Annotated in this window: 16 protein-coding genes; 5 read left to right on the forward strand and 11 right to left on the reverse strand. The window is 71.0% G+C overall.

The features are described 5' to 3' along the window. Positions 1-78: 78 nt before the first annotated feature. Both ABZ939_RS09900 and ABZ939_RS09905 read left to right on the forward strand, forming a co-directional pair. On the forward strand, positions 79-483 hold the full coding sequence (locus ABZ939_RS09900) for a hypothetical protein (RefSeq protein ID WP_361851199.1): 405 nt from the start codon (positions 79-81) through the stop codon (positions 481-483). 569 nt (positions 484-1,052) lie between these two features. Beyond that, positions 1,053-2,126, forward strand: coding sequence for a hypothetical protein (locus ABZ939_RS09905; RefSeq protein WP_361851201.1), 1,074 nt, complete (start codon positions 1,053-1,055; stop codon positions 2,124-2,126). Between the two features lie 72 nt (positions 2,127-2,198). Here ABZ939_RS09905 and ABZ939_RS09910 read toward each other — a convergent pair whose 3' ends face one another. The 6 genes from ABZ939_RS09910 to ABZ939_RS09935 form a co-directional block, all read right to left on the reverse strand. After that, entirely contained in the window at positions 2,199-3,644 is a 1,446-nt protein-coding gene (locus tag ABZ939_RS09910; protein WP_361851203.1) for a cytochrome P450, read from the reverse strand. Next, positions 3,641-4,264 carry an ATP/GTP-binding protein gene (locus tag ABZ939_RS09915; protein ID WP_361851205.1) on the reverse strand — a complete coding sequence of 208 codons (624 nt, stop codon included), beginning with the start codon at positions 4,262-4,264 and terminating at the stop codon, positions 3,641-3,643. The genes ABZ939_RS09910 and ABZ939_RS09915 overlap by 4 nt, the downstream gene beginning before the upstream one ends. Beyond that, positions 4,245-4,559 carry a DUF742 domain-containing protein gene (locus tag ABZ939_RS09920; RefSeq protein ID WP_361851207.1) on the reverse strand — a complete coding sequence of 105 codons (315 nt, stop codon included), beginning with the start codon at positions 4,557-4,559 and terminating at the stop codon, positions 4,245-4,247. The genes ABZ939_RS09915 and ABZ939_RS09920 overlap by 20 nt, the downstream gene beginning before the upstream one ends. Before the next feature lie 38 nt (positions 4,560-4,597). Then, positions 4,598-4,987 (reverse strand): roadblock/LC7 domain-containing protein, encoded by a 390-nt coding sequence (locus ABZ939_RS09925; protein ID WP_064067810.1) that lies wholly within the window; start codon positions 4,985-4,987, stop codon positions 4,598-4,600. Positions 4,988-5,007: 20 nt separating this feature from the next. Beyond that, positions 5,008-6,216, reverse strand: coding sequence for an ATP-binding protein (locus tag ABZ939_RS09930; protein WP_361851209.1), 1,209 nt, complete (start codon positions 6,214-6,216; stop codon positions 5,008-5,010). Between the two features lie 730 nt (positions 6,217-6,946). Next, positions 6,947-7,198: an EF-hand domain-containing protein gene (locus ABZ939_RS09935; protein WP_361851211.1), complete on the reverse strand. Its 252-nt coding sequence runs from the start codon at positions 7,196-7,198 to the stop codon at positions 6,947-6,949. A gap of 315 nt (positions 7,199-7,513) precedes the next feature. On the opposite strand from ABZ939_RS09935, the gene ABZ939_RS09940 reads away from it, so the two are divergent. The 3 genes from ABZ939_RS09940 (at position 7,514) to ABZ939_RS09950 (ending at position 11,150) form a co-directional block, all read left to right on the forward strand. Next, the gene (locus ABZ939_RS09940) at positions 7,514-8,926 is read left to right on the forward strand and encodes a family 2B encapsulin nanocompartment shell protein (RefSeq protein WP_361851213.1); all 1,413 of its coding nucleotides are present in this window, start codon (positions 7,514-7,516) and stop codon (positions 8,924-8,926) included. Between the two features lie 100 nt (positions 8,927-9,026). Beyond that, positions 9,027-10,250, forward strand: a complete 1,224-nt coding sequence (locus ABZ939_RS09945) for a family 2 encapsulin nanocompartment cargo protein terpene cyclase (RefSeq protein WP_361851215.1) — start codon at positions 9,027-9,029, stop codon at positions 10,248-10,250. A 3-nt stretch (positions 10,251-10,253) separates the two neighbouring features. Further along, on the forward strand, positions 10,254-11,150 hold the full coding sequence (locus ABZ939_RS09950) for a geranyl diphosphate 2-C-methyltransferase (protein ID WP_361851217.1): 897 nt from the start codon (positions 10,254-10,256) through the stop codon (positions 11,148-11,150). Between the two features lie 67 nt (positions 11,151-11,217). Here the strand turns inward: ABZ939_RS09950 and ABZ939_RS09955 are convergent, their stop codons facing one another. From ABZ939_RS09955 to ABZ939_RS09975, 5 genes are all read right to left on the reverse strand, one after another. Further along, a complete protein-coding gene (locus tag ABZ939_RS09955; protein WP_361851219.1) occupies positions 11,218-13,626 on the reverse strand; it encodes a SpoIIE family protein phosphatase in 2,409 nt (802 codons plus the stop codon). Continuing rightward, a complete protein-coding gene (locus ABZ939_RS09960) occupies positions 13,623-15,734 on the reverse strand; it encodes a SpoIIE family protein phosphatase (protein ID WP_361851221.1) in 2,112 nt (703 codons plus the stop codon). The genes ABZ939_RS09955 and ABZ939_RS09960 overlap by 4 nt, the downstream gene beginning before the upstream one ends. A 244-nt stretch (positions 15,735-15,978) precedes the next feature. Next, entirely contained in the window at positions 15,979-16,701 is a 723-nt protein-coding gene (locus ABZ939_RS09965) for a DUF2470 domain-containing protein (RefSeq protein ID WP_361851223.1), read from the reverse strand. 230 nt (positions 16,702-16,931) lie between these two features. Beyond that, positions 16,932-17,993 carry a serine protease gene (locus ABZ939_RS09970; RefSeq protein WP_361851225.1) on the reverse strand — a complete coding sequence of 354 codons (1,062 nt, stop codon included), beginning with the start codon at positions 17,991-17,993 and terminating at the stop codon, positions 16,932-16,934. A 25-nt stretch (positions 17,994-18,018) separates the two neighbouring features. Further along, positions 18,019-23,253, reverse strand: a complete 5,235-nt coding sequence (locus ABZ939_RS09975) for a trypsin-like peptidase domain-containing protein (protein WP_361851227.1) — start codon at positions 23,251-23,253, stop codon at positions 18,019-18,021. Positions 23,254-23,294: the final 41 nt, after the last annotated feature.

Consider the following 23,294-nt stretch of genomic DNA (forward strand, 5'->3'; position numbering starts at 1 on the left):
GAAGCTCACCCGTGTCACTTCCGTAACCCCGCTCACTCTGCGCCGACCTGTCGGCCGGACACCACGAGAGGACCCACCATGACCAGACGAACCACGACGGCGCCGGGCGGACCGACGTTCCTGAAGGCCGCGATAGCCCTGCAGACGCTGACCCTGTTCTTCCAGGCCGCCACCGCGGGAGTGCTGCTGACCTCGTCCCGCGGGTATCTGATGCACGACGTCGGCTCGAAGGTGATGTACGCGGCGTCGATGCTGTACGTGATCGCCACGATCCTGGCCTGGCGCCCGGGCGGCGGCTCGCCCCGCCCCATCCTCCACTCCGTCGGCTTCCTCGTCCTCGCGTCCGCGCAGGTCGTCCTGGGCGTCGCCCACGTACCTTCGCTCCATGTCCCCCTGGGTGTCCTGATGTTCGGCCTCAGCCTCCTGGCCCTCGTCCGATCCCTGTCCAGCCACCTGCCCGCCCCCTCCACCAGCGGGGCATAGGGCGCCTCGGCCACGCGGCACGGAGCCATACCGGGATCGCACACCCACGCATACCGATTGGCGATCACTGGTCGATCATGGCCAGCTTTGGGATCGAATTTGAGCCAAACCGACCCAGAAGGATCGTTTCATTCTGTACAAACCGGCCCTGATCGCGAGCCGAGGACAGCTGTACGGGGTTGTGGATCGGCCGAGGCGGGCACGTTTTGGAGCATCGATGAGCGGGAACGGTTCGGCGTCCGTCCCCGCGGCAGCAGTGGATCGTCGACCGGTGGGCCGTCTCGGAGGGAGAAACCATGCCCCAGGAACTGACATGCGCGATCCTCTTCCAGTCCCCGATCAAAGGGCGTGACCCCGACGCGCCGGAAACCCGCCACGGGGTGAGCTCGAGCGCCTGAAGGGGCGCGCCACCGGCTCGTATCGCCGGGGCGCATGCGGCGCGCCGCTCCGACGTGCCGTCCACGGGGGTGTGATGTCGATCCATCCGATTCGAGTTGGGAAAGGCACGGCGGGCCGCTCGCAGTTGTGGTCCGCACACCGACGCACGCCGAAGGGGAAGCAGGGATCCCATGACAGCGCAGGCCATCAAGCTCCCCAAGTTGTGGATGCCGTACCCGGTGCGGGTGAATCCGTATCTGCGGGCCCTGCACGACGAGACCGAGACGTGGGCGCGAGAGATGGGCATGCTGGACGGCGGCGAAGCGCCGTCGGCCCGCCGGGCGATCTGGACCCTGTCCCAGTTCCACGCCATGGCCGTCGACCAGCTGACGGCCTGGGCTCTTCCCGATGCCTCACTGACCGACCTCCGGCTCAATCACCGGTTCAACCTCTGGGCTCTGGCCTGGGACGACTACTTCGCCGCCACCTTCAAACAGACGGGCGACCTGGCGGGCGCGCATGCCTTCACCGCCCGTCTCCACGCCTTCCTGCCGTCGGAGCAGGGCGCCCGGTTGCCGGAGCCGGCCAATGCCGTCGAAAGGGGCATGGCCTACCTCCAGCAGCGGCTGTTCCCCCCGAGGCTGGCGCACTGGCGGAAGGGTCTCAACCGGGCCCTGGCACGGTACATCGACGCGGGAGTTCAGGAACTGGCCAACAGCCGCGCCGGCCGTGTCCCGGACCTGATCGAGTACGCCCAGTTCCGACGGGAAAGCTTCGCCGCCTATACCGCCCCCTACTCCGTCGAACTCTCCACGGGCGCACGGATTCCCGAGCAGATCCGGCACAGCCGCACCGTCCGCTCGCTGCTCGAGGCCTTCATGGACTACATGGGATTGGCCAACGACATCGCCTCCTACGAGCGGGAAGTCCATGACGAACACGACGTCAACAACCTCGTCATAGTCCTCCAGACATCCCTGGGCATCACCGTCCAGGAGGCGATGCATGCCGCCGCCGATCTGGTGACCGCACGACTGCGCCACTTCGATCACCTCACACGGAGCGAACTGCCCCCGGTCGTCCGGCGGGCCGGCCTGGACCACGGCGAACGGATCGAGCTGGAGGCGTGGCTCCGGGGAGCACGCAGTTTCCTGTCCGGCCTCCACGGCTGGTACACCGGAGCACCCCGCTACGCTCCCGCGGACGGTCCGTTCCCCGAGCAACGGACTTCCACCGCCGTTGTGCCCGCCTGCGCCCAGCTCTGAGGAGGCTGCCGACCCACGCGTCCGGCAGCCTCCTCGGCTGTGATGCTCGGCTCCGATGCGAGCCGCGGGGGCTTACCGCCTCCGCAGGATCCGCCTCAGCCGCTCCCGCCACGACGTGCGGGGTGCGGGCCCACGACTCAACTCGGTCTCGGGTACCGGCCATGGGGGAGCGGCCGGCATCCCGCTGCTCGGCGGGGGCGGGGCCGGCAGCGGCGTCACCGCGTCATGCGCTTCCGGGCGGCGGGAGGCGAACTTCACGGGCAGCGCCGTCAGATGCCGGGACCAGGTCGAGGAGCGCCAGGTGAGCTCTCCCTCGGGCACGGCCAGGCTGATGTCGGGAAGCCGGGTGAGCAGGATGTCGATGCCGGTGTCGGCGATGACACGCCCGATGTCCTGGCCGGGGCACTCATGGGCGCCGGCACTGAAGGACAGGTGCGCGCGGTTGTGGTGCACGCGGGTCGAGGGGTCCGGGCGGATCGCCTTGTCGACGTTCCCGGCGGCCAGGCCCAGCAGGAGCATGTCTCCCGCCTTGATCTCCTGACCTCCGAGGGTGGTGTCACCGGTGGCATAGCGGCTTGGGCACACCATCAGCGGTGGCTCGTCCCACAGCACTTGCTCCACTGCTTCGGGCAAGGTCATCTGGCCGCCGGCCAAGGACCCGCGGAACCGCGGGTCGGTGACCACCATCCGTAGCACGTTCGACATGAGATTGGCGGTCGTCTCATAGCCCGCGAGCAGGATGAGGCGCAGGTGGTGCTGCACCTCCTCGTCCGTGAGGCCGGCCGGGTGGGCCATCAGGACGGACGCGATGTCCTGTCCGGGCTGGGCGCGCTTGGTGGCGACCAGCTGCCTGAGGGCCTCCAGCACATAGGCGTTGCTGGCGAGCGAGGTCTCGGTGGCCTTGAAGAGGTCCCGGGCGGCATGGACGAGCTTGGGAGCGTCCTCGTCCCGCATGCCGAGCAGGTGGGTGAGCACGAGCATGGGCAGGGGCTCGGTGAACTGACCGACCAGCTCCACCGTGCCGCTTTCGCAGAACTCATCGATCAGCTGGTGCGCGAAGCGGGTGATGTGGCGGCGGATCCCACGCTGGTCGAACTGGTCGAGGGCGGCCGTGACAGCGCCGCGCAGGCGCTGGTGCTCCTCGCCGTCCGCGCATACGCAGTCGGGCCTCCAGCCGATCATCGGCATCAGCGGCGAGGTCTCGGGGTCGATCTCGCCACTTTCCCAGCCGTGCCAGGTGCGGGGGTCGCGGGAGAACTGGGTGGAACGGGTGGCCACATCACGGTTCTCGAGGTACCCCAGGACGAGCCAGGCGCGTACGTCCCCTTCGAGCAGGACGGGCGCCACCGGTCCATGGGTGGCGCGCAGCTTCTCGTACAGGCCCATGGGGTCCGTCTCGGCAGCGGCGCCGTGGAGCCGGGTCACCGCGTCGGCTCCCGCGGCGGTGTGTGCCGGGCAACCCGGGGGCGGGACGAGCCCTGCTTCCGTGGTGGTGTGGTCAGCGGGTGGGACGGTCATACGACCTCCTGAGCGGCGGCGAGGGTGATCAGGTAGCCCATCAGCGAGAGCAGGGCGTCGCGGCAGGACGACCGGTCGCGAGCGTCACAGGTGATGATGGGCACCGATTCGTTGAGGGCCAGAGCAGAGCGCAGGGCTGCTATGGGGTGCTGCGGCGCCTCGGGGAAGGTGTTGACGGCGACGACGAAGGGGACGCGGCGGTCTTCGAGGCGGGTGATGATCTCGAAGCAGACTTCGATCCTCCGGGTGTCGACGAGGACCACGGCACCGAGCGCGCCTTCGAAGATGCCGTTCCACAGGAACCAGAAGCGCTCCTGGCCCGGCGTGCCGAAGAGATAGAGGATCAGCTCCTCGTTGATGCTGATGCGACCGAAGTCCATGGCGACGGTCGTGGTGTTCTTGCCCTCCGCACCGGGATTGTGGTCGATCCCGACGCCGGCCTGCGTCATGGTCTCTTCGGTGGTCAGGGGCGGGATCTCGCTCACCGCCCCGACCATGGTCGTCTTGCCCACCCCGAAGCCGCCGACAATCACGACCTTGACTCCCCTGGCGCCGTGCGGCAGCAGCACGTCCGAGCGGCGGGGGCCGGCGGTGGGTGCGTCAGAGCTTACGTAGTCCATGGATCACCGCCTCCAGAAGGCCAAGTTCGGGGACCGCCGCGACAGGAACGGGAGCAGTGGCCTCCACTCGCTCGTTGTCGACGAGCTTGGAGAGCAGGGCCGTGACGACGCTGAACGGCAGGCTGAGATACGCGGAGATCTCGGCCACCGACAGCGGGTACTGGCATATCGCGAGGATGGCCGCCTGCTCGGGCTGCATCCCTGGTTCGGGTGCGGACCTCGATGCGACGAGGGTGACCAGGTTGAAGGCCTTGGCCGAGGAACCTGGACCACCGGAGATGACGTAAAGCGGCACGGGACTGCCTTCGTCCCATGCGCCCTGGTTCTCTGGCGTCACATCGCCTGCCCGACGTCATCACGCGGCGGGCTGGTCATGTGCTGGCCGATCCGGACCACCAGCGTACGCATGCGGTCGCCCAGCAACCCCGCGTCCACCTCCTCGTCGGCCAGCACCGCGAGATAGGCGCCGGGTCCGGCCGCCATGAGGGAGAAGTATCCGCCGTCGACCTCGATCCCGACCATGCGCGTCGAGCCGTCTCCGTGCGGGAACTTCTGCGCGATGGCCTTCGCCAGGCTCTGGATGCCCGAGCAGGCGGCGGCGATCGCGTCGGCGGTGTCGGGCTCCGTGTTCGCTTGACCGATGCACAGACCGTCCGACGACAACACGACCACGTGTCGCACGTACGGGACGCTGGCCGCAAGCTCCTTGAGCATCCAGTCCATGTTGGGCAGTGGCGGCACGGTTACTCACCCTCGTCTGATGGCTCGCTGGTGGGGATGGAAGGGTCGGTGCTCGGTCTCTTCTCGCCGCTGAACGCCTCCCACATGAGGCCCGGCTGCCGGGGCGCGCCGGCCGTTCCCGGGGAGGCGGCAGGAGCGGCAGGGGGGTGGGGGGTCGTGCGGACGACCGGTGTCGGTACGGGCGACTCGCGTCGCCGTTGCGGCAGTCCGTTGACGGTCTGTTTGACCTCGACGGAATCCGCTGAGGCATCGCGCGTCATCGTCGGCCTCGGCACGGTCGGTGCGCCCGTGGGCTTCGGCGCGAACTGGTGGATTTTCGGGGTGGGCTGCTGAACGGTGGTGATCAGGCGCCGCGGCACGAGCACGACGGCCCGCACTCCTCCGTACGCGGAGGTGCGCAGGTCGACGTCCAGGCCGTTCTCCCGGGCCAGCCGGCTGACGACGGGCAGGCCGAGCTGGGTCGCCTCGCCCAGGTCGGACAGATCGATGCCGGACGACGCCAGAGCCATGACCCGGTCGATGCGCCGGCGGACCTCCTCGGTGAGCCCGACCCCGCGGTCCTCGATCTCGATGGCGATTCCGGAGGGCACCTCGCTCGCGGTCACCTCGACCGGGGCGTGCGGCGGCGAGAAGGTCGTGGCGTTGTCGAGCAGTTCGGCGAGCAGGTGGATCAGCGGCTCGGCGCCCTGGCCGATCACGGCCACCTCGGTCACCGACTGCAGCTTCACGCGGGGGTAGTCCACGATGCGGGACATGGCTCCGCGCACCACGTCGTAGAGCGGGATCGCCTTCGACCACTGGCGCCCGGGCCGGGCGTCGCCCAGCACCGCGATGCTGGCCGCGAGGCGGCCGATCAGGGCATTGCGGTGGTCGATGTCCTGCAGGCCACGGGAGACCACGACATCCGTACCGTGCAGGATCTGCATGTCGCGGAGGTCCTTGGCGAGTTGATGCACGATCGCCTGGACCCGTCGCGCGATCGCCACCAGGGCCCGCTGCGAGGAGTCCCGGGTGCGCTCCTCGGCGTCCACGGCTTCCAGGAGCGTCCGCAGAGCCGCCCGGAGCGCCTCGGCGAACTCGCTGTCGAGATGGTCCCCGAACGTGACGGACTGCAGGATCTCCGAAGCGGGCTCACCCTTCTGCAGGCGGGCGACAGCCGCGGGCAGGAGTTCTTCGGCGAGCCATACGGTGGTGGTCCGCTGATCGGACAAGCGTGCGAGCAGAGCGGTTTCGCGTTGTGCGTAGTACTGCTGTACCTCGGCACTCGCCCGTGCGTAGTGGGCCGCTCCCGCCGAGCGCGACCGACGCACCGTCTCGGCCGAGGTGATCGCCGTCAGGACAACCGCGACGAGGCCGCACCAGGCAACCGGCGTGTGTATCTGCGCGGGGACGTAGATCAGCGCTATGACGCAGGCCCCAGCCAGAACACCAGGGGGGATCAGCCATGCTGGAGCCACTGCACGTGGCAGCGATCTAGGGGTTGAACCTGCACGAACCATCGAAGGTTCCCTCAACAGTCTGGAATTGGTGGACTGGGGGCGGTGCGGTGCGCCGACAAGAACGGTCGGGACTTCGCTCGGCCGAGCACAGGCCTTCCGATGGGTGTCCCCGAGGCATCGGTTCGGGATCGCATCGGTGGTCACGCCTCCCTGCGGCCAGGCGTCGTCCCGCGCGCGACACAGCTTTCAACTCGCTGTGAGTGGAGCAACACGCAGGGGGAGCATAGTCAGTTCGGGCTCGCCAGGTGACCTTGCCGGAACGGAGACGTCCGTTGACCGACCTGGGTCCGTAGTTGATCGATCAGGGCCATGACTGGCACTGCCTATGCATGGAATCGACCACATCGAACAGCCTGCTGGTCATGGCTTCCAGGCAGGGTGGAACCCGGATCAGGTCCGCGTGAGGTCTTTGATCGTTTTCGGGGCCCGTTGGGCCCGCGCGTCACCAGCCGAAGCGGCGGTTCGCCAGGGCGGAGAACTCCTCGAACGTCAGAACGCGGTCGCCGTTCTGGTCGGCCTCGTCGAACAGGGCCGAAGCCTCGTCGGCGTTCCCCACACCCCAGAAGGGGATCACTCCCTGCGCGGCGAGGGTCGGGCCCTTCGCCCGGAGGGCCTGGATGACCTCAGTGCGCGTCAGGGTGCCGTCCTGGTCGAGGTCGAGCGCGTCGAAGAGAGTCCGGGCCTTGTCGCTCATGGGGTGTCCTGTTCCCTCTGGCCGTGGATGTCGTGTCGGCCGATGCGTCCTGTGGGAAAGGACGCCGGGTGCGCCCGCCGGGTTGCCTCACGTTTCGGGCAGGTGGCCCGAAAGCTGTAGGTCGGACGGATAAACCCCGCGCGGAACAAGATCACTGTTTCGGGTCATGCTCGCGGACTCATGGGGCGAACGGGGCCTACCCACCGTTACTGTTCCCCGGGATCCGGACGAATTCCCAGAGATTGCCCCCCTTTCTTCTCTTTCCGGTCGGCTCGTGCGCGCCGATCGCCACCCTCGCGAAGGAGAGCTCGCCCGATGACCGTTGAGACCGGCCCGGAAGCGCAGCTGGAGCCGCCCCGGCAGTCCAGCCTGAGCACCGCGGCTGCCCGCAACCTCGCCACCACGACCAAGTCCGCGCCGCAGATGCAGGAGATCACCTCTCGCTGGCTGCTGCGGATGCTCCCCTGGGTGGAGACCAAGGGCGGCGCCTACCGGGTGAACCGCCGGTTGAGCTACGCCGTCGGCGACGGGCGCATCGACTTCGTCCAGGACGGTGCCGGCGTCCGGGTGATCCCCCGCGAGCTCGGCGAACTGGCCCTGCTGCGCGGCTTCGACGACGTGGAGGTGCTGACCGCACTCGCCGGCCGGTGCGTCCAGCGCGACTTCCGCGCCGGCGAGGTGCTGGTCGAGCGTGGCGCCCCCGCCCAGCAGATCCATCTGATCGCCCACGGTCGGATCAACCAGATCGCCGTGGGCAAGTACGGCGACGAGGTCGCCGTCGCCGTGCTCGCCGACGGCGACCGCTTCGGTGACCACGCCCTCCTCGACGGCCAGGGCACGTGGGACTACACCGCCACCGCCGAGACCGCCGGCACCCTCCTCACCCTGTCCCGGGCCGACTTCGACGCCGTGATGTCCACGGCGCCGAGCCTCCACGCCCACATCCAGCGGTTCAGCTCGCTGCCCCACCAGCGGCAGAACCGTCACGGCGAGGCCGAGATCGCGATGTCGGCCGGCCACGTCGGCGAGGTCGTGCTGCCCGGTGCCTTCGTCGACTACGAACTCGCGCCGCGCGAGTACGAACTCTCCGTCGCCCAGACGGTGTTGAAGGTCCACACGAGGGTCGCCGACCTCTACAACGGGCCGATGAACCAGACGGAGGAGCAGCTCAGGCTCACCATCGAGGCGCTGCGCGAGCGCCAGGAGCACGAGCTGATCAACAACCGCGAGTTCGGCCTCCTGCACAACGCCGACTTCAAGCAGCGGATCCAGCCCCATTCCGGCCCGCCCACCCCGGACGACCTCGACGAGCTGCTCTGCCGCCGCCGCGGCACCAAGCTCTTCCTCGCCCACCCCAGGACGATCGCGGCGATCGGGCGCGAGTGGAACGCCCACGGGCTGTATCCGGAGACCGTCGAACTCGACGGGCAGCACGTCTGGGCCTGGCGGGGCGTACCGATCCTGCCCTGCAACAAGATCCCCATCAGCAAGGAGAACACCAGCTCGATCCTCGCCATGCGTCTCGGCGAGGACAACCAGGGCGTCATCGGGCTGCGCCAGACCGGCCTGCCCGAGGAGTACGAGCCGGGCCTGTCCGTGCGCTTCATGGGCATCAGCGAGCAGGCGATCATGTCGTACCTCGTCACCACGTACTACTCCGCCGCCATCCTCGTGCCCAACGCGCTCGGCGTGCTGGAGAACGTGCAGATCGCCCGCTGGCGCCGCTAGGGCGGCGTCCGACGGCCACGACAAGCCCGGACGTTCCCGGGCCGGGCGAGCACGCCCGCGATCCGGGGCAGACCCCCCCCACCCCAGCAAGGAGCTACGGATGCCCGAGCCCGGGCTTTCCCCTCAGCAGTCGAGCCTGCCCGCCGCCGCGGCCCACTTCGGGGCCCACGTCCTCACCCAGGCCCAGACCCGCACTCCGCCCCAGGACGCCGCAGTCGAACCCGCCGCGGCGGGGGAGCCGAGCCTCGACCTGGAACGGATCCTGCGCGGTCCCAGCGGTCTGGGTACGGCCGGCCTGAGCCTGGTCCCGCGCGAGGAACCTCCGGAGCCCGAGGCTCCGGTGGAAGGCACACCGATCCCGGGCCTGTACCACCACCCGGTGCCTGAGCCCGACCCGGCGCGAGTGGCGGAGCTCAGCCGCCGTATCAAGGACTGGGCGGTCGACGAGGTCGAGCTGTATCCCGAGGAGTGGGAGGGCGAGTTCGACGGCTTCTCCGTCGGCCGCTACATGGTCGCCTGTCACCCGGACGCCCCGACGATCGACCATCTGATGCTCGCCACACGGCTGATGGTCGCCGAGAACGCCGTCGACGACTGCTACTGCGAGGACCACGGCGGCTCGCCCGTCGGCCTCGGTAGCCGTCTCCTCCTCGCGCACACGGCCCTCGACCCGCTGCACACCACGAAGGAGTACGAGCCGGGGTGGCTGGAGTCGCTCGGGTCGGACGCCCCGCGGCGCGCCTACCGCTCCGCCATGGAGTACTTCGTCCAGCAGTCCACGCCCTCCCAGGCCGACCGGTTCCGGCACGACATGGCACGACTGCACATGGGGTATCTCGCCGAGGCGGCCTGGGCCGAGACCGACCACGTGCCGGAGGTGTGGGAGTACCTGGCGATGCGCCAGTTCAACAACTTCCGCCCCTGTCCCACGATCACCGACACCGTCGGCGGCTACGAACTGCCGGCGGACCTGCACGCCCAGCCCGCCATGCAGCGGGTCATCGCGCTCGCCGGGAACGCGACCACCATCGTCAACGACCTGTACTCCTACACCAAGGAGCTCGACAGCCCCGGCAAGCATCTCAATCTGCCCGTGGTGATCGCCGACCGGGAGGGCGTCTCCGACCAGGACGGCTACCTGAAGGCGGTCGAGGTCCACAACGACCTCATGCGCCTCTTCGAAGCCGAAGCCGCCGCCCTGGCCGCCGCCTGTCCCGTCCCCAGCGTGCTGCGCTTCCTGCGGGGAGTGGCCGTGTGGGTCGACGGCAACCACTACTGGCACCAGACCAACACCTACCGCTACAGCCTGCCCGATTTCTGGTAAGAAATGGAACCATCTGTGACCAGCACCGAGCTCACCACCGCCAACGGCACCTCCGCGTTCGTTCCGGCTCCGGCGTCGCCCTACCAGAGCGACATCGCCCGCTACTGGAACCAGGAGGCCAGGCCCGTGAACCTCCGCCTCGGCGACGTCGACGGGCTCTACCACCACCACTACGGCATCGGCGACATCGACCACGCCGCCCTCGGGGACACCGAGGACAGCGAGTACGAGAAGAAGCTGATCGCCGAGCTCCACCGCCTGGAGTCGGCGCAGGCCGAAGTTCTCCTGGACCACCTCGGTTCCATCGGGCGTGACGACACGCTCGTGGACGCCGGCTGCGGCCGGGGCGGTTCGATGGTCATGGCCCACCAGCGATTCGGATGCAAGGTCGAGGGCGTCACGCTCTCCAGCAAGCAGGCCGATTTCGCGAACAAGCGCGCCCACGAGCTCGGCATCGAGGACCATGTCCGTGCCCGTGTGTGCAACATGCTCGACACGCCCTTCGAGACGGGGCAGGCCGCTGGCTCGTGGAACAACGAGTCGAGCATGTACGTCGACCTGCAGGACCTCTTCGCCGAGCACTCCCGCATCCTCGAGGTCGGCGGCCGCTACGTGACCATCACCGGTTGCTGGAACCCGCGTTACGGTCAGCCCTCGAAGTGGGTCTCCCAGATCAACGCGCACTTCGAGTGCAACATCCACTCCCGCAGGGAGTACCTGCGTGCCATGGCCGACAACCGCCTCGTACCGCAGGCCGTCGTCGACCTGACGGCCGCGACCCTCCCCTACTGGGAGCTGCGGGCCACGTCCTCCCTGGTCACCGGGATCGAGGAGGCGTTCATCAACTCCTACAAGGACGGCTCCTTCCAGTACCTCCTGATCGCGGCCGACCGCGTCTGACCGACCGCCGCCCTGAAAAGACGGGCCCGTCACCCGACGGGCCCGTTCCGGGCTCGGCGGATGCGCGTCACTCCGTGGGCGGGGGGAACTCCTGCTCCGCCCAGATGGTCTTGCCGCTCCGGCTGTAGCGGCTGCCCCAGCGGGTGGCGAGCTGGGCGACCAGATAGAGGCCGCGACCGCCCTCGTCGGTCAGCCGTGCCCGTCGCATCCGAGGGTGCGTGGCGCTGGGGTCGGAGACCTCGCAGATCAGCCGGCCCGCGCGGATCAGCCGTACGTCGATCGGCCCACCCGCGTACCGGATGGCGTTGGTGACCAGTTCGCTCAGCACCAGCTCGGTGGTGAAGACGAGCTCCTCGAGTCCCCACGCGCGCAGCTGCGTCGTGGCGGCCTCCCGTACGGTGCCGACCGCCGCCGGATCGGCGTCGATCGGCCAGGAGACCGCGTCCTCGGCCGGCACGGCCCGAGTGCGGGCGAGCAGCAGGGTGACGTCGTCCCCGAGTCCGTCGGCGGGGCGGCCCGCGACGATCTCACGACCGAGTTCGCGCAGGGGCCCCGCGAGGGCGGCGGGCCGGGCCAGATGGCCGGCGAGGTCGTTCATGCCCGCGTCCAGGTCGCCGTCGCGGCTCTCGATCAGTCCGTCGGTGTACAGGGCGAGGACGCTGCCGGGGGTCAGGTGGACCTCCGTCGTCTCGAAGGGCAGACCACCGACACCCAGCGGGGGACCGGGGTCGACCGGAAGGTACGACACATTGCCCTCCGGGTCCGCCACGGCGGGCGGTGGATGGCCGGCGGATGCCACCGCACACCGCAGGGAGACCGGGTCGTAGATCGCGAATGCGCAGGTCGCGCCGGTGGGGGAGGAGGGGTGGCCGATGCGCCGGCCGTCGTCCTGGTCGTCGTCGGTGTCGTCCGTGCCGTCCTCGCTCTCCGTCTCGTCCGGTTCGGCGAGGAGTTGGGAGACCAGGTCGTCCAGGTGGGCGAGCAGTTCGTCGGGTTCGAGGTCGAGATCCGCGAGGGTGCGTACGGCCGTGCGGAGCCTGCCCATGGTGGCGGTGGCCGCGAGGCCGTGGCCGACGACGTCCCCCACGACCAGGGCGACACGCGCGGAGGACAGCGGAATCACGTCGAACCAGTCCCCGCCGACACCGGTCGTGGTGTCGGCCGGGAGGTAGACGCCGGACGTGGACGCCGCGACCGTCTCGGTCTGCGTGGGCGGCAGCATGCTGCGCTGGAGCCCGACGGCCGCGCGGCGCTCGCGGGTGAAGCGGCGGGCGTTGTCCAGAGCGAGCGCCGCACGGTCGGCGACCTCGCGCAGCAGGTCCCGGTCGGCCGCTTCGTACGGGCCTCGGTCGGCGTGCCGGCCCAGGGACACCCGGCCGAGCACCATCCCCCGGGCGCGCAGCGGGGCCGTCATGCTCACGGGGTAGCCGCCGGTGTCCGTGTCGTCGGTGGTGTCGGCGTCGTCGTGGACGACGACGAGGCCGACGTCCGTGGTGGCGGGGCCGGCCGCGGGCCGCCCCGCCACGGCGGTACGGCGGAGCAGCAGACGCCCTTCCGGGTCGGGCACCGGTTCGTCGCCCTTGGAGACCGCGTCCGCGATGTCCACGACGGCGAGATCGCCGAGGCCGGGCACCAATGCCTTGGCCAGTTCCCGGCCCGTGTCCCGGACCGACAGCGAACCGCCGACGCGGGCCGTGGCATGGTGCAGCAGGGCCAGACGCTCGCTCGAACGGCGCAGCTCGGTCTCGTCGGTGAAGAGGGCCGTGACCCCCAGGACCTGCCCGTCGGGGGCCTGCAACCGGAACGCCGAGATCGCGATGACCACCCCTCCGGCGGGATCCTCGATGGTGCGCAGGACCTCCTGCACCCGGATCAGGGGGCGGCCGGTGCGCAGGACCTGGTTCAGTTTCTCCTCGACCGCCGCCGCGTCTCCGGGCCACAGGAAGTCGCCGAGGCGTCGGCCCCGTAGATCGGAGGGCACTCCGGTGTAGGGCAGGAGGTGGGTGTTGGTCCGCAGGAGCCGCAGCCCCGAGTCGAAGACGGCGAGCCCCACACGGTCCTGGAGGAACAGCTCCCTGACGAACGCGCGGTCCTGGTGCCAACGGGAAGCCATGGACGCCGGGGCGGCCAGGACGAGGCATCCTGCCCCGTCGGCCGCCGTACCGTCGTGTTCGCCGTCGTCGGTGAGAGCGAACGTGCGGAAGACGATCGGTGCGTCCTCGCCCCGGTCCGTCCGCAGCACCGCTTCGCCCTCCCGGGCCCCCCGCGCGTACGCCTCCGCGAGCGCCGGCCAGGCCGCGGGGTGCGCGAGGAGTACGCGAGCCGGCCGGCCGACGACGTCGGCGGCCGACCGGCCGAGCAGCGCCCGGGCCTCCGGTGTCCAGCCGATGATCCTCCCCCGCGCGTCGAGCAGGGCACCGGCCGTGTTCTCGGGGAAGGGCAGGAGGCTGTCACCGGGGAAGGGCGTCTCGTTCACGGTGCCTCCCCTTCCCGGCCGTCCGCGGTGCCGGACCGCGGCTTGGCCCGGGCGATCAGCAGCGCGACGTCGTCATGGTCGTCGGGGCCGCGGAGCGTGCCGAGCAGCAGGTCACAGGTCTCCTCCAGGGGGAGGGAGGACTGACCGAGCAGGTCGGTGAGGGCCGCGAGCCGGACATCGATGTCCTGGTCACGGGTCTCCACCAGGCCGTCGGTGTACAGCACCAGCTCGTCACCCGCCGCGAACGGGATCTCCTCGGTCTCGAAGGGGACGCCGCCCACGCCCAGGGGCGCGCCCGTGGAGAGCTCGAGCAGAACGGGCGCCCGGCCCGAAGGGACGTGGACAGGCGGAGGATGGCCGGCGTTCGCGATGCGGCAGCTGCCCCGGCGGGGGTCGTAGACGACGTACACGCAGGTGGCCATCTCGCTCAGATCGGCGATGGTCCGGTCCAGCTGGGTCAGGATCGCGGCGGGCGACAGACCGAGCCCGGAGAGCGTGCGGGCCGCGGTGCGCACCTGCCCCATGGTCGCGGCGGCGTTGATGCCGCTGCCCATCACGTCGCCCACGACCAGGGCCGTCCTGCCGTCCGGCAGCGGGATCGCGTCGAACCAGTCCCCGCCGACCTCGACCGCCGCGGAGGCGGGCTGATAGCGATAGGCCACGTCGAGTCCGTTCAGCCGGGCCGGCCCGTGCGGCAGCAGATGCCGCTGGAGGACCAGGGCCGCCTGGCTCTGGTGCCGGTACCAGCGGGCGTTGTCGATGGCGACCGCCGCGCGGGCCGCCAGCTCCCCGGCCAGCAGGACGTCGTCCTTGTCGAACGGCAGGGAGTTGCGCGCGCGCTTGAGGTCGAGCACGCCGAGGACGACGCCACGGGCGCGCAGGGGGACGGCGAGGTAGGAGTGGACGCCCGCTTCCCGTAGGAGTTCGGCGGCGGATCCGGCACGGGCGATGCGCGACAGGTCGCTGTCGGTGACATGCTCGACGAGGACCGGGCGGCCGGTACGGGCGCACTGGGTGACCAGCCGCTCGGCGGCGTAGCGGGCCGGTTCGCCGACCGGGTCGGCGGCTTCCTGCGCCGGGGTGGGGTACGCGGCCTTCACCGCCAGGGCGCGGAACACGGCGGGCCCCGAGGCCCGCGTCCCTCCGGGGTGCGGACCGGTCAGGATGTCCTCCAGGACGTCGACCGCCGCGATGTCGGCGAATTCCGGCACCACCAGATCCGCCAGTTCGTGAGCGGTCAGGTCCAGGTCGAGGGTGGTGCCCACGCGCTCGGACGCGTCCGCGATCACGGCGAGGCGGCGCCTGGCGCGTGCGGCCGCGAGGCCGGCGTGGTGCTGGTCGGTGATGTCCATGACCGAGGCGGCGACCCCGACGACGCGCTGTCCCGTGGTCTCCAGGCGGTACAGCGACATCGACCAGACCTGTTCCCTCGCGCCGGAGCGGACGGGTCCCCGCACGCTCCAGGAGAGGACCGGAACCCCCGTCTCCAGCACGTGTCGGAGGGCCGACTCCAGTGCGTCGGCGTCCGGCGACGCGACCGCCTGACGGAAGGTGCGGCCCAGATGACTGCCGGCGGCCCGGCCGTCGATCCGTTCCAGCGCCGGGTTGACCAGGACGAACCGGAGGTCGAGGTCCAGCACGGCCAGGCCGATCGGGGAGTGGGCGACCAGCCGGGAGGACAGGGCGAGGTCCTGTTCCACGCGTCTCACGGTGGCCCCGTCCGTGGCCAGCCCCAGCGCGTAGAGCCGCCCCTGGTCGTCCTGGAGCCGGGTGTTGCGGAACTCGACCGGGATCGTACGGCCGTCCTTGTGGCGGACCGGGAAGACACCGGCCCAGGGGCCGCCGCCCGACATGACCCGGGCGAACAGGGTCATGACCTGCTCTCGGTTGCTCTCCTCGACCAGAAGCCGGGCGGCCGGGCGGCCCAGAGCCTCGGCCGCCGGATATCCGAAGATCGCCTCCGCCTGCGGGCTCCACAGGACGATCCGCCCCGTCTCGTCCAGTACGACGGCGGCCACCCCGAGTACGTCGAGGAGCCCGCCGGGTTCCACGGCGAGCTCATCGCTCGCCGGGTCCTGGCCGGCAGGGGGAAAGGCCGCCGCGCTCATCCAGACCGCATCCCTCCTCCACCCCGCAGCCACCACACAACCGCTGCACATCTACGGTGCGGACGCACAGGTCCCCTCCATCATCGCGCCGCAGGAGCGGACCGCCAGTCGTCACGGCGGACGTGGGGGGTCGGCGGGCGGGAAGGCGCGGGCTGTGCCGTGGACGCGGAGGCCGACCTCGTCGCCGACCGCGGGTGGGACGGCGGCGGGGTCGAAGATCCGGGCGGCCACTTACTCGATGGGGTCAGGGTCGCGGGGAAGGGTGCCGATGGTGCGCGCATCGGGGCGCCGTGAGCAGTTGCCGGATCCGCTCTCCGGCCTCGGCCGCGTCCCGGGCCGTGGCCGGGAACAGCAGGCGCAGATCGCAGTGGCCTTCTCGGTACTCGCAGCGCAGGGTGATGCCGTGCCGGTCCACCGCGAGTGGCATGGCCCGTACGACGCCGTACGGCAGCCGCGACCCGGCGAGGACGATCAGATCCGCCACCATGTCCTCGTGGGCGTCGGCGAGATGCGTCAGCATCGCCGCCTCCTCGACGGCGAGCGGGTCGGGTTCGGCGAGGGCGAACTCGTCGAGGCCGACGTCCTCGGTGCCCGCCGCGGTCCGCAGTGTCACGCGCGCCAGGTCGAGACGCAGCGCGTCGTCTCCCTCCGTACCGGCCGGAGCGAGCCAGCCCGAGATCGTCACCCTTGCTCGCACGCGGTCGCGGAGCGAGGCCGGCGCGATGTCGGTGAACTCCAGCAGGGCGGCGAGGCTACCGCGCGGCGCGGCGGCGATCTGGGCGGCCAGCGGGCTGTCCGCCGGGGGGTGGAGGGTGATCCGCCCCTTGTCGCGTACGGAGTGCATGCCGATCAGGTCGTAGTCCCGTCCGTCCGTGGTGAGCGACAGGGAGACGGCCCGGGCCAGTACGGAACGGACGTGCTCCGCCGCGGTCTGTTCGGCCGGGGCGATGTCTGTGGCGGCGCTCAAGGTGACTCCTCGCGGTGCGGGACGGATGGGGGCGGCTCCGGTCGGGGAGGCACTGCAATCCGCCTCCTTGGACTGAGGTAAGGCTAACCTAACTTACCCCTGGCGGCGCGTCCATGCCGTGTCGCGATCGGCGAGGGTGGCCGAGTGGTGGGATGGGGGGGCTTGCGTGTGACCGCCCGGCCGTCTTCCCGCGTCACCGATGTCTGACCGCCTCGCGAAGAATCCGGCGTTCAGACCCAGTTGACCTTCGCCCGGTCCAGCAGCGGATCGTCGACCAGCTCCCACAGGGGCACGGCGACGTTGCCGAGGCGGTAGCGGCCGCCGTAGTGGAGGCCGAGTACGCGGTGGTCCGTCAGGTCGAAGACAGGGGAGCCGCTGTTGCCGCCCAGGGTCGAGCAGTCGTGCTTCATGACCAGGCCGCCGGGGGCGAACTCCGTCGCGGTGCCCGGCTGCAGACGTTTCACGTTGTAGACGTCCATGAAGATCCGCCGCATCGACTCGGGCTCGTTGCGGCGGCCGTCCCACGCCGGGTAGCCGATCACGTACACCGGCCGGCCCGGGACGCTCGCGGGCGCGTCGGCGGCCAGGGCGAGCGGGGTGGGCAGGGTGCTTCCGTCGGGCGGGGCGACCCGGAGCAGCGCCATGTCGACGTCCGGGTGGATGCCGATCACCTCGGTGATCTCGTAAGGGGGCGGGCCGGCGGCCGGCACCGGGGTCGCGGACAGTTCCTCGCCCGGGTCGACGCGCGCGGACATGCCCTGCTGGAAGGACCAGCCGGCGGCCTCGGCTTGGCTGAACTCCACCGCCACGTGCCGGTTGGTCATCACCGTCTCCGGGCCCACCAGGAAGGCGGTGCCGACCCAGTCCAGGCTCGGGTGGCCGGTCACCTCGACACGGCCGACGCGCGCGATCGACTCGCGGATCGCCGCCCGTCCGGCGTCGAGCACGGACCAGTCGCCCTCCTGCGCGGCGAAGTCCTGCCCCTGCACCAGGATCGCGGGCCTGCCCTCCAGGAGGACGATCGCCTCCACCCCGAAGTACTCGTCCTCGTCGATCTCGTCCGCGCGGCCACCGGCCAGCTTCTCCAGGCCGCTGACACCGGCCTCGAGCACCCGGGCCCGTTCCTCCTGCGCGAAGCGGGAGATCTGGCCCGCCGGAGCCCCGCCCGCCGGCAGCTCCTCCACCGACTCGGAGATCTCCGCCTCCAGGTGCTCGCGCACCCGCGCGGCGACGCCCTTCAGATCGTCGAAGACCCGCTCGGGATCGGTCGCGACCGGTGATCCGTACCGCATCTCCCGCCACCTCCTTCTCAGTTCCTCATGCGGCCCACTCGTGGTTCCGCGCGTCCTGCGCCGACTGCGCCCGGGTGATCTCCTCGTACAACTCCGTGCTGTGCTCCCGCAGATGGGCCATGATCTGGCTCATCTGCGTGCCGACGTTCACGAACGCCGTCTTCCTGCCCTGGTACTGGACCTCCTCCATCCGGCGGGTGCCGCGGTGGAGTGCCACGACGGTCCAGTCGTCGGTGAAGACCGGTGAACCGGAGGATCCGCTGCGGGTGTCGGTGAAGTAGCGGACGTCGCGTTCGTCCGCCTGGAAGACGAGGTTGTTGCGCAGCGCCACGCGCTTGGGCTGCCCGCCGGGGTGCTGGATGATGTTCACCGCGACCGGTTCCGAACCGGTCAACAGCAGCGGCGCGGACGCGATCCGGAGCACCGGCCGGGGAGGCAGCCCCGCCGCGAGCCGCAGGACCGCGAAGTCGAGCGCCTCGTCCCAGGCGAGCAGGGCGCCCGCCGTCACCTCTTCGGTCTCCGTCTCGTCGGCCCCGTAGTCGAAGCGCGAGCGGGAGTTGACCACCTGGAGTCGGAGATCCTCCTCGGCGACCTGCGGCCGCGAGCCGGGCGTACGCGTACGGGCGTTCACCACATGGTGGTTGGTGATGAGCAGCCCCGGGGCGATGAGCCAGCCGGTCCCGGCGTGCGGGTAGGCGGGCTGCTGCGGCCGGCCGAACTCGTACGGCGGGACCTTCATGCGGGCGACCGACGCCCCGGCCAGGACGCCGCCGTGCAGGAACTCGAACGGCACGGTGTCGTCCCGGAAGATGATCTCCTCCTTGGTCTCGGCGGGCATCACCTCCGCCGGCAGTTCCGGCTCCCCGGCCGCGTCGCGCGCCACGCCGTCGAGGGCGCGCTGCAGGACGGTGAGCGGGCCCGCCTCGACCGTCTGGGCGATGGCGTTGCGCAGCCAGACCTCCAGCGGCACCGTCCCGTCGATCAGCCGCTCCACCTCGTTCATCGTGTGCAGGTCGGAGTGGAGCTGCCGCAGCGGGCTGTCCATCGTCGGCAGGCTCGCCCGGAAGTGCGCGGTGATGCCCGCGAAGAGCAGCGGCCGGACGGTGTGCTCGGCGAGCCCCGCCTCCAGTGCGGCGTTGCGGACCCGCACGACATCCTCGGGGGAGAGGTACGAGACGCTGCGCACCGCCGCCTCGGCCGCGTCCGGCGGCGGCTGCGACCACAGCCCCGTACCGGCCGCCCTGCCCGCGCCGGCTTCCGCGACGGGGCCGCGCGCCGGGCAACCCACGTACATGGCGGCCGCGACGCCCTCGACCAGATCACCGCTCCGGTCGCGCAGCATCAGCGCCCGCCACGCAAGGCTGTCCAGCGTGCCGCGCCTGCGCGCCTCCATAAGTGCCTGCTCCACCGCCGCGAACGGCATCCCGGGCGCCGCCACCGCATCGGGCGCCGCAACCGCACCTGTCGGGGCATCCCGCGGCGGTGCTCCCGCCGCCGACTCCAGGATCCTCGTCAGGGGTTCGCGCAGCTGAGGTTCGTCGGCCATGGCGGTCTCGATCCAGCGGGCGAGAGCGTCGACCACGGCCTCGTCGTCGGCCGGGAGCCCCACGAGCCGCAGGGTGTGCTCCAGGAGCTGTGGATCGACCCGGGACGCCGTGGCGGCCGCGGCCCGTGCCAGGGCGGGCTGCCGGGCCAGCTCCTCGTCGGGCATGTCACGCAGGGTGCCGGCGAGGCGGGCGTCCATCTCGCCGGAGCTTTCGTCGGAGAGCGCCGCCACTCGCGACCGGGCCACCAGGATGCCCATCGACTCGAGGGCAAGGCCGAGGCCCGCCGCGATGTCCTCCGCCTCCTGCAGGTCGTGGTCGGCATCCGCGAAGTCGCCCTCGTCCTGGGCGAGTCGTGCCGACAGCTGGAGCAGCTCCAGCTGTGTCTCCGCACACCCGGCCTCGCCCGCCCGGTCCACGGCCCGCTCGGCGGTCTCCCGTGCCTCGGCGGTCCGACCGGACCTGGCCAGCGTCTCCACCAGGAGCCCGTGCAGCTTGCTGCACGGCGTCCACGGCCGGCGCTCGGCCAGCCGCTCCGCGGCGGACTCCACGTATCCCTGGGTGAGCAGGTCCTCGACCTCACGGGCGGCGATCCGCTCCCAGTCCTCCTGGTCGGCCTCGGCCATGATCCGGTCCGGCACGTGTCCGCCGATCTTCCCGAGCAGGAAGGCGGCCGAACGCGCCGGCATGTCCCGGTCGGCGCCGGTCAGGTGTCCGGCGACGCCGGGCTGCCAACGCCGTTCCACCGCACGGGGGTTCTGGCCGAGCCGGAGCCGGTGGTAGATCTCCTCGGCGCGTGCGGCGGCGCCTTCGCGGGCGGCGTAGTACTCCACCGCGCGGTGGTCGACGGCGCGCATGAGATCCGTACGCGCGCTGTCGGAGAGGCGCAGCATGATCGAACGCAGATCCGTCCGGTGCCGGACGGCCTGCGGCCCCGCCGACTCCATCAGGTCGAGCCGGGAGACGAGCCGCCCGAACAGGGAGCGGGCCTCCTGCGGCGAGGCGACGAGGAGTCCGGCCGGCTCGGCCAGGACGTCCTGGATCAGCTCCGGGGTGATGACCCGCAGCGCCAGCCCCGCCTGCACCAGGGCGCGGACCGCGTCGTCCGCGATGTGTTTGAGGATGCGGTCGTACAGCGTGCCCTGGATGAGCAGCTGGTCGACCTGGTGGTGGAACCAGCGCTTGCGGGACGGCAGGCTCGTCAGGAGGTCGCCGAGCGACTCGGACCGCGCGCCCATGAGTACCGCGGTCCGGGCCGCGAGCTTCAGGCTGAGCGGATGGCCGCCGACCCGGTCGACGAGGTCGTGGGCGACCGCCTCGTCCTCCACCCCGCAGGACATCAGCAGTTCCACGGCGGCCTGCTGGTCCAGTTCGCCGAGTTCCATGGTGCGGGGCGTGAGAACCCTGGCGGGATGGTCGATGGGGGCCCGTCCGGAGACGATGAACCGCAGCCGTGGATAGGCGGCGCGCAGCGCGGTCCAGATCGCCCACATGCGGGCGATGGCCGGCGAGCCACGGTACTGGGCCTCCTCGAAGGAGTCGACGGCGATCACCAGCGGTGGGTCCATCCCTCCGGCCGGGTCGTGCACCGCCTCGGCGACGAGCGCGGCCACCTTCCCCGCGAGCTCCTGCTCGCGGGCGCTGGCCCGGGCGTGGAACCCGGCGGAGTAGTCACGGCCGAGGGTCGCGCGGGTGGTGGAGAGCGTGAACAACTCGTCCAGCTGGTTCCGTTCGCCGCGCTGCGAGGCGGCGGTCTCCTCGCACTCGTCGGCGAGCGCGTCGAACGCGGCGCGGTGGTCCGGGTACTGGATGCCGAGCTGGCGGGCGGCCTCGGCGATCACGGTGGAGGGTTCGTGGATGGAGAGCGTCGGCCGCTCGAAGTCGATGAAGGCGAAGGGGAATCCGGTGGGCGCGTCGCGGAGGCTGTCGACGAGGAACTTGGCGAGCAGGGTGCTCTTGCCGACGCCGCCCACGCCGTGGATGAGGACGGGGGGCTCGGCCGGCTCGGCGGGCAGTGCGATGTAGGCACGCAGGGAGTCGAGTTCGCGCTGCCGCCCGTGGAAACTTCCCTGGATCAGCCGCTCCAGCGGCTGGAGCAGCCGTGCGCGTTCCAGGCGGTGCTGTACGTCGTCGACCTCGGGCAGCCCCGTCGTGCCGGGGACCCGGTTCAGCCACAGTACGGCCTGGAGGGTGTCCGCGAGAGCTTCGATGTCGTGCGGCTCCGGTGCGGGAGGCGCGCCGGACAGGAGGGCGAGCGCGGTGCGCTCGGCGCCGGGCCCGTCCGGGACGAGACCGATGTTGGCCTCCAGGGCTCGCCGGGCGGCCTCGGGGCCCGCGAGTCCGCTCAGCGTCCGCTCACGCACCTCCGGCTTGAGCGTCCAGGACTGGGAGGGGTGCGGGGGCAGGGCCGTGCAGTCGTCGACGAGGGCGAGGGCGGCCCGCCCCGTGGGCCGGTTCTCGTCCGGCAGCCGCAGGCGGGCGGGGTCGAACGCGTCGAGCAGACAGGCCGCCTCCCGGTAGGCCCTGCGCAGTGCGGGGAGTTCGGGAGGGGTCTCCTCGGTCGTGTCCCGTATCGCCCGGTCCAGTACTCCGCTCAGGTCGCCGTCGGGGACGAGGGAGCGGGAGAGCCGTACGGTCTCCTCCACCGCCGTGCACACCCGGCGCATGTAACTGTCCGTGGAACCAGGGGTGTCGACGGCGCGCAGGACCTCGGCGACCGCCACGTCCACGAGCGCGGGCACCGCCGTGCTGTCCGACCCGGGGTGTTCCTGGGTGAAGAACTCACGGAAGAACTCCCGCAGATCGTCCTCCCCGACGGCACGGGCCGTGTCCCGGCACTCGTTCCTGCGTATGTCGTACGGGAGTTGGCGCATCGTGGGCGAGTAGCCGAGCAGCACGAGCCGGGGCACGGCCTCCCTCCGTACCGGTGTGTGCTCGTAGACGGCGAGCGCCAGCTTGCCGATGCAGTCCCAGACGTCCGCGTTGGGATCGAGCTGGTCGCACTCGTCCAGCACCAGCCAGAAGCGCTCCTCGGCCGCGGTCGCCCGGCTGACGATCCGGTGCACGGCGTCGTCGATCGCGGGCAGTGGATCGTTCAACTGTGTGGGGTTCAACGGCGTCCGGTCCGCCCCGGGACCGGACACGAAGTCGTCGAGGCGCTCCACCAGGCGCGCGGCCGTCGAGGTGCGCGAGAGGGTCACCCGTACCGGACGGAAGCCGCAGTGCTGCCCGAGATGGCGGATGAGGTGGTACGAGTACGAGCGCCCGCTGTCGGGCTCGCCGTCCACGACCAGCACCGACTGCTCCGGATCGGCGATGAAGGCGCGGAGCTTCTCGCGCAGCCCGTTCCGGTCGATGAACACCTGGGTCCCGTTCGCGAGGACGAGGGTGCGGAAGGGGTCCTGGGCGGAGTGAAGCACCGCCTCGTCCTCCCGCAGCCGCGTCAGCAGGATCCTCGCCTCGGCGTTGCCCGCGCCCGTGAGCGCGTCGACCCCGGCCAGTACGTCGAGGAGCCGGCGCTGGTGGGCGACGTCCTGGCGGGCCGCCCGTACGACCAGTCGCGCGTTCTCGTCGCGGTCGGGGGTGAGTACGAGATCCGCCACGAAATCCTGCGAGAGCCCACTCTGCCGCAGTCGGGTGAGCGGATCGGGGGTGTCGAGAAGGTACTCCCGCACCCAGCTGGTGACGAGTCCCCATTCCGTTTCGGTGAGCGGCATACCGCACCTGCCCGGCCGTCCCTCCGGGGGAGCGCGGGACG

Source organism: Streptomyces sp. NPDC046712, from assembly GCF_040645695.1.
Taxonomy (GTDB): Bacteria; Actinomycetota; Actinomycetes; order Streptomycetales; family Streptomycetaceae; genus Streptomyces.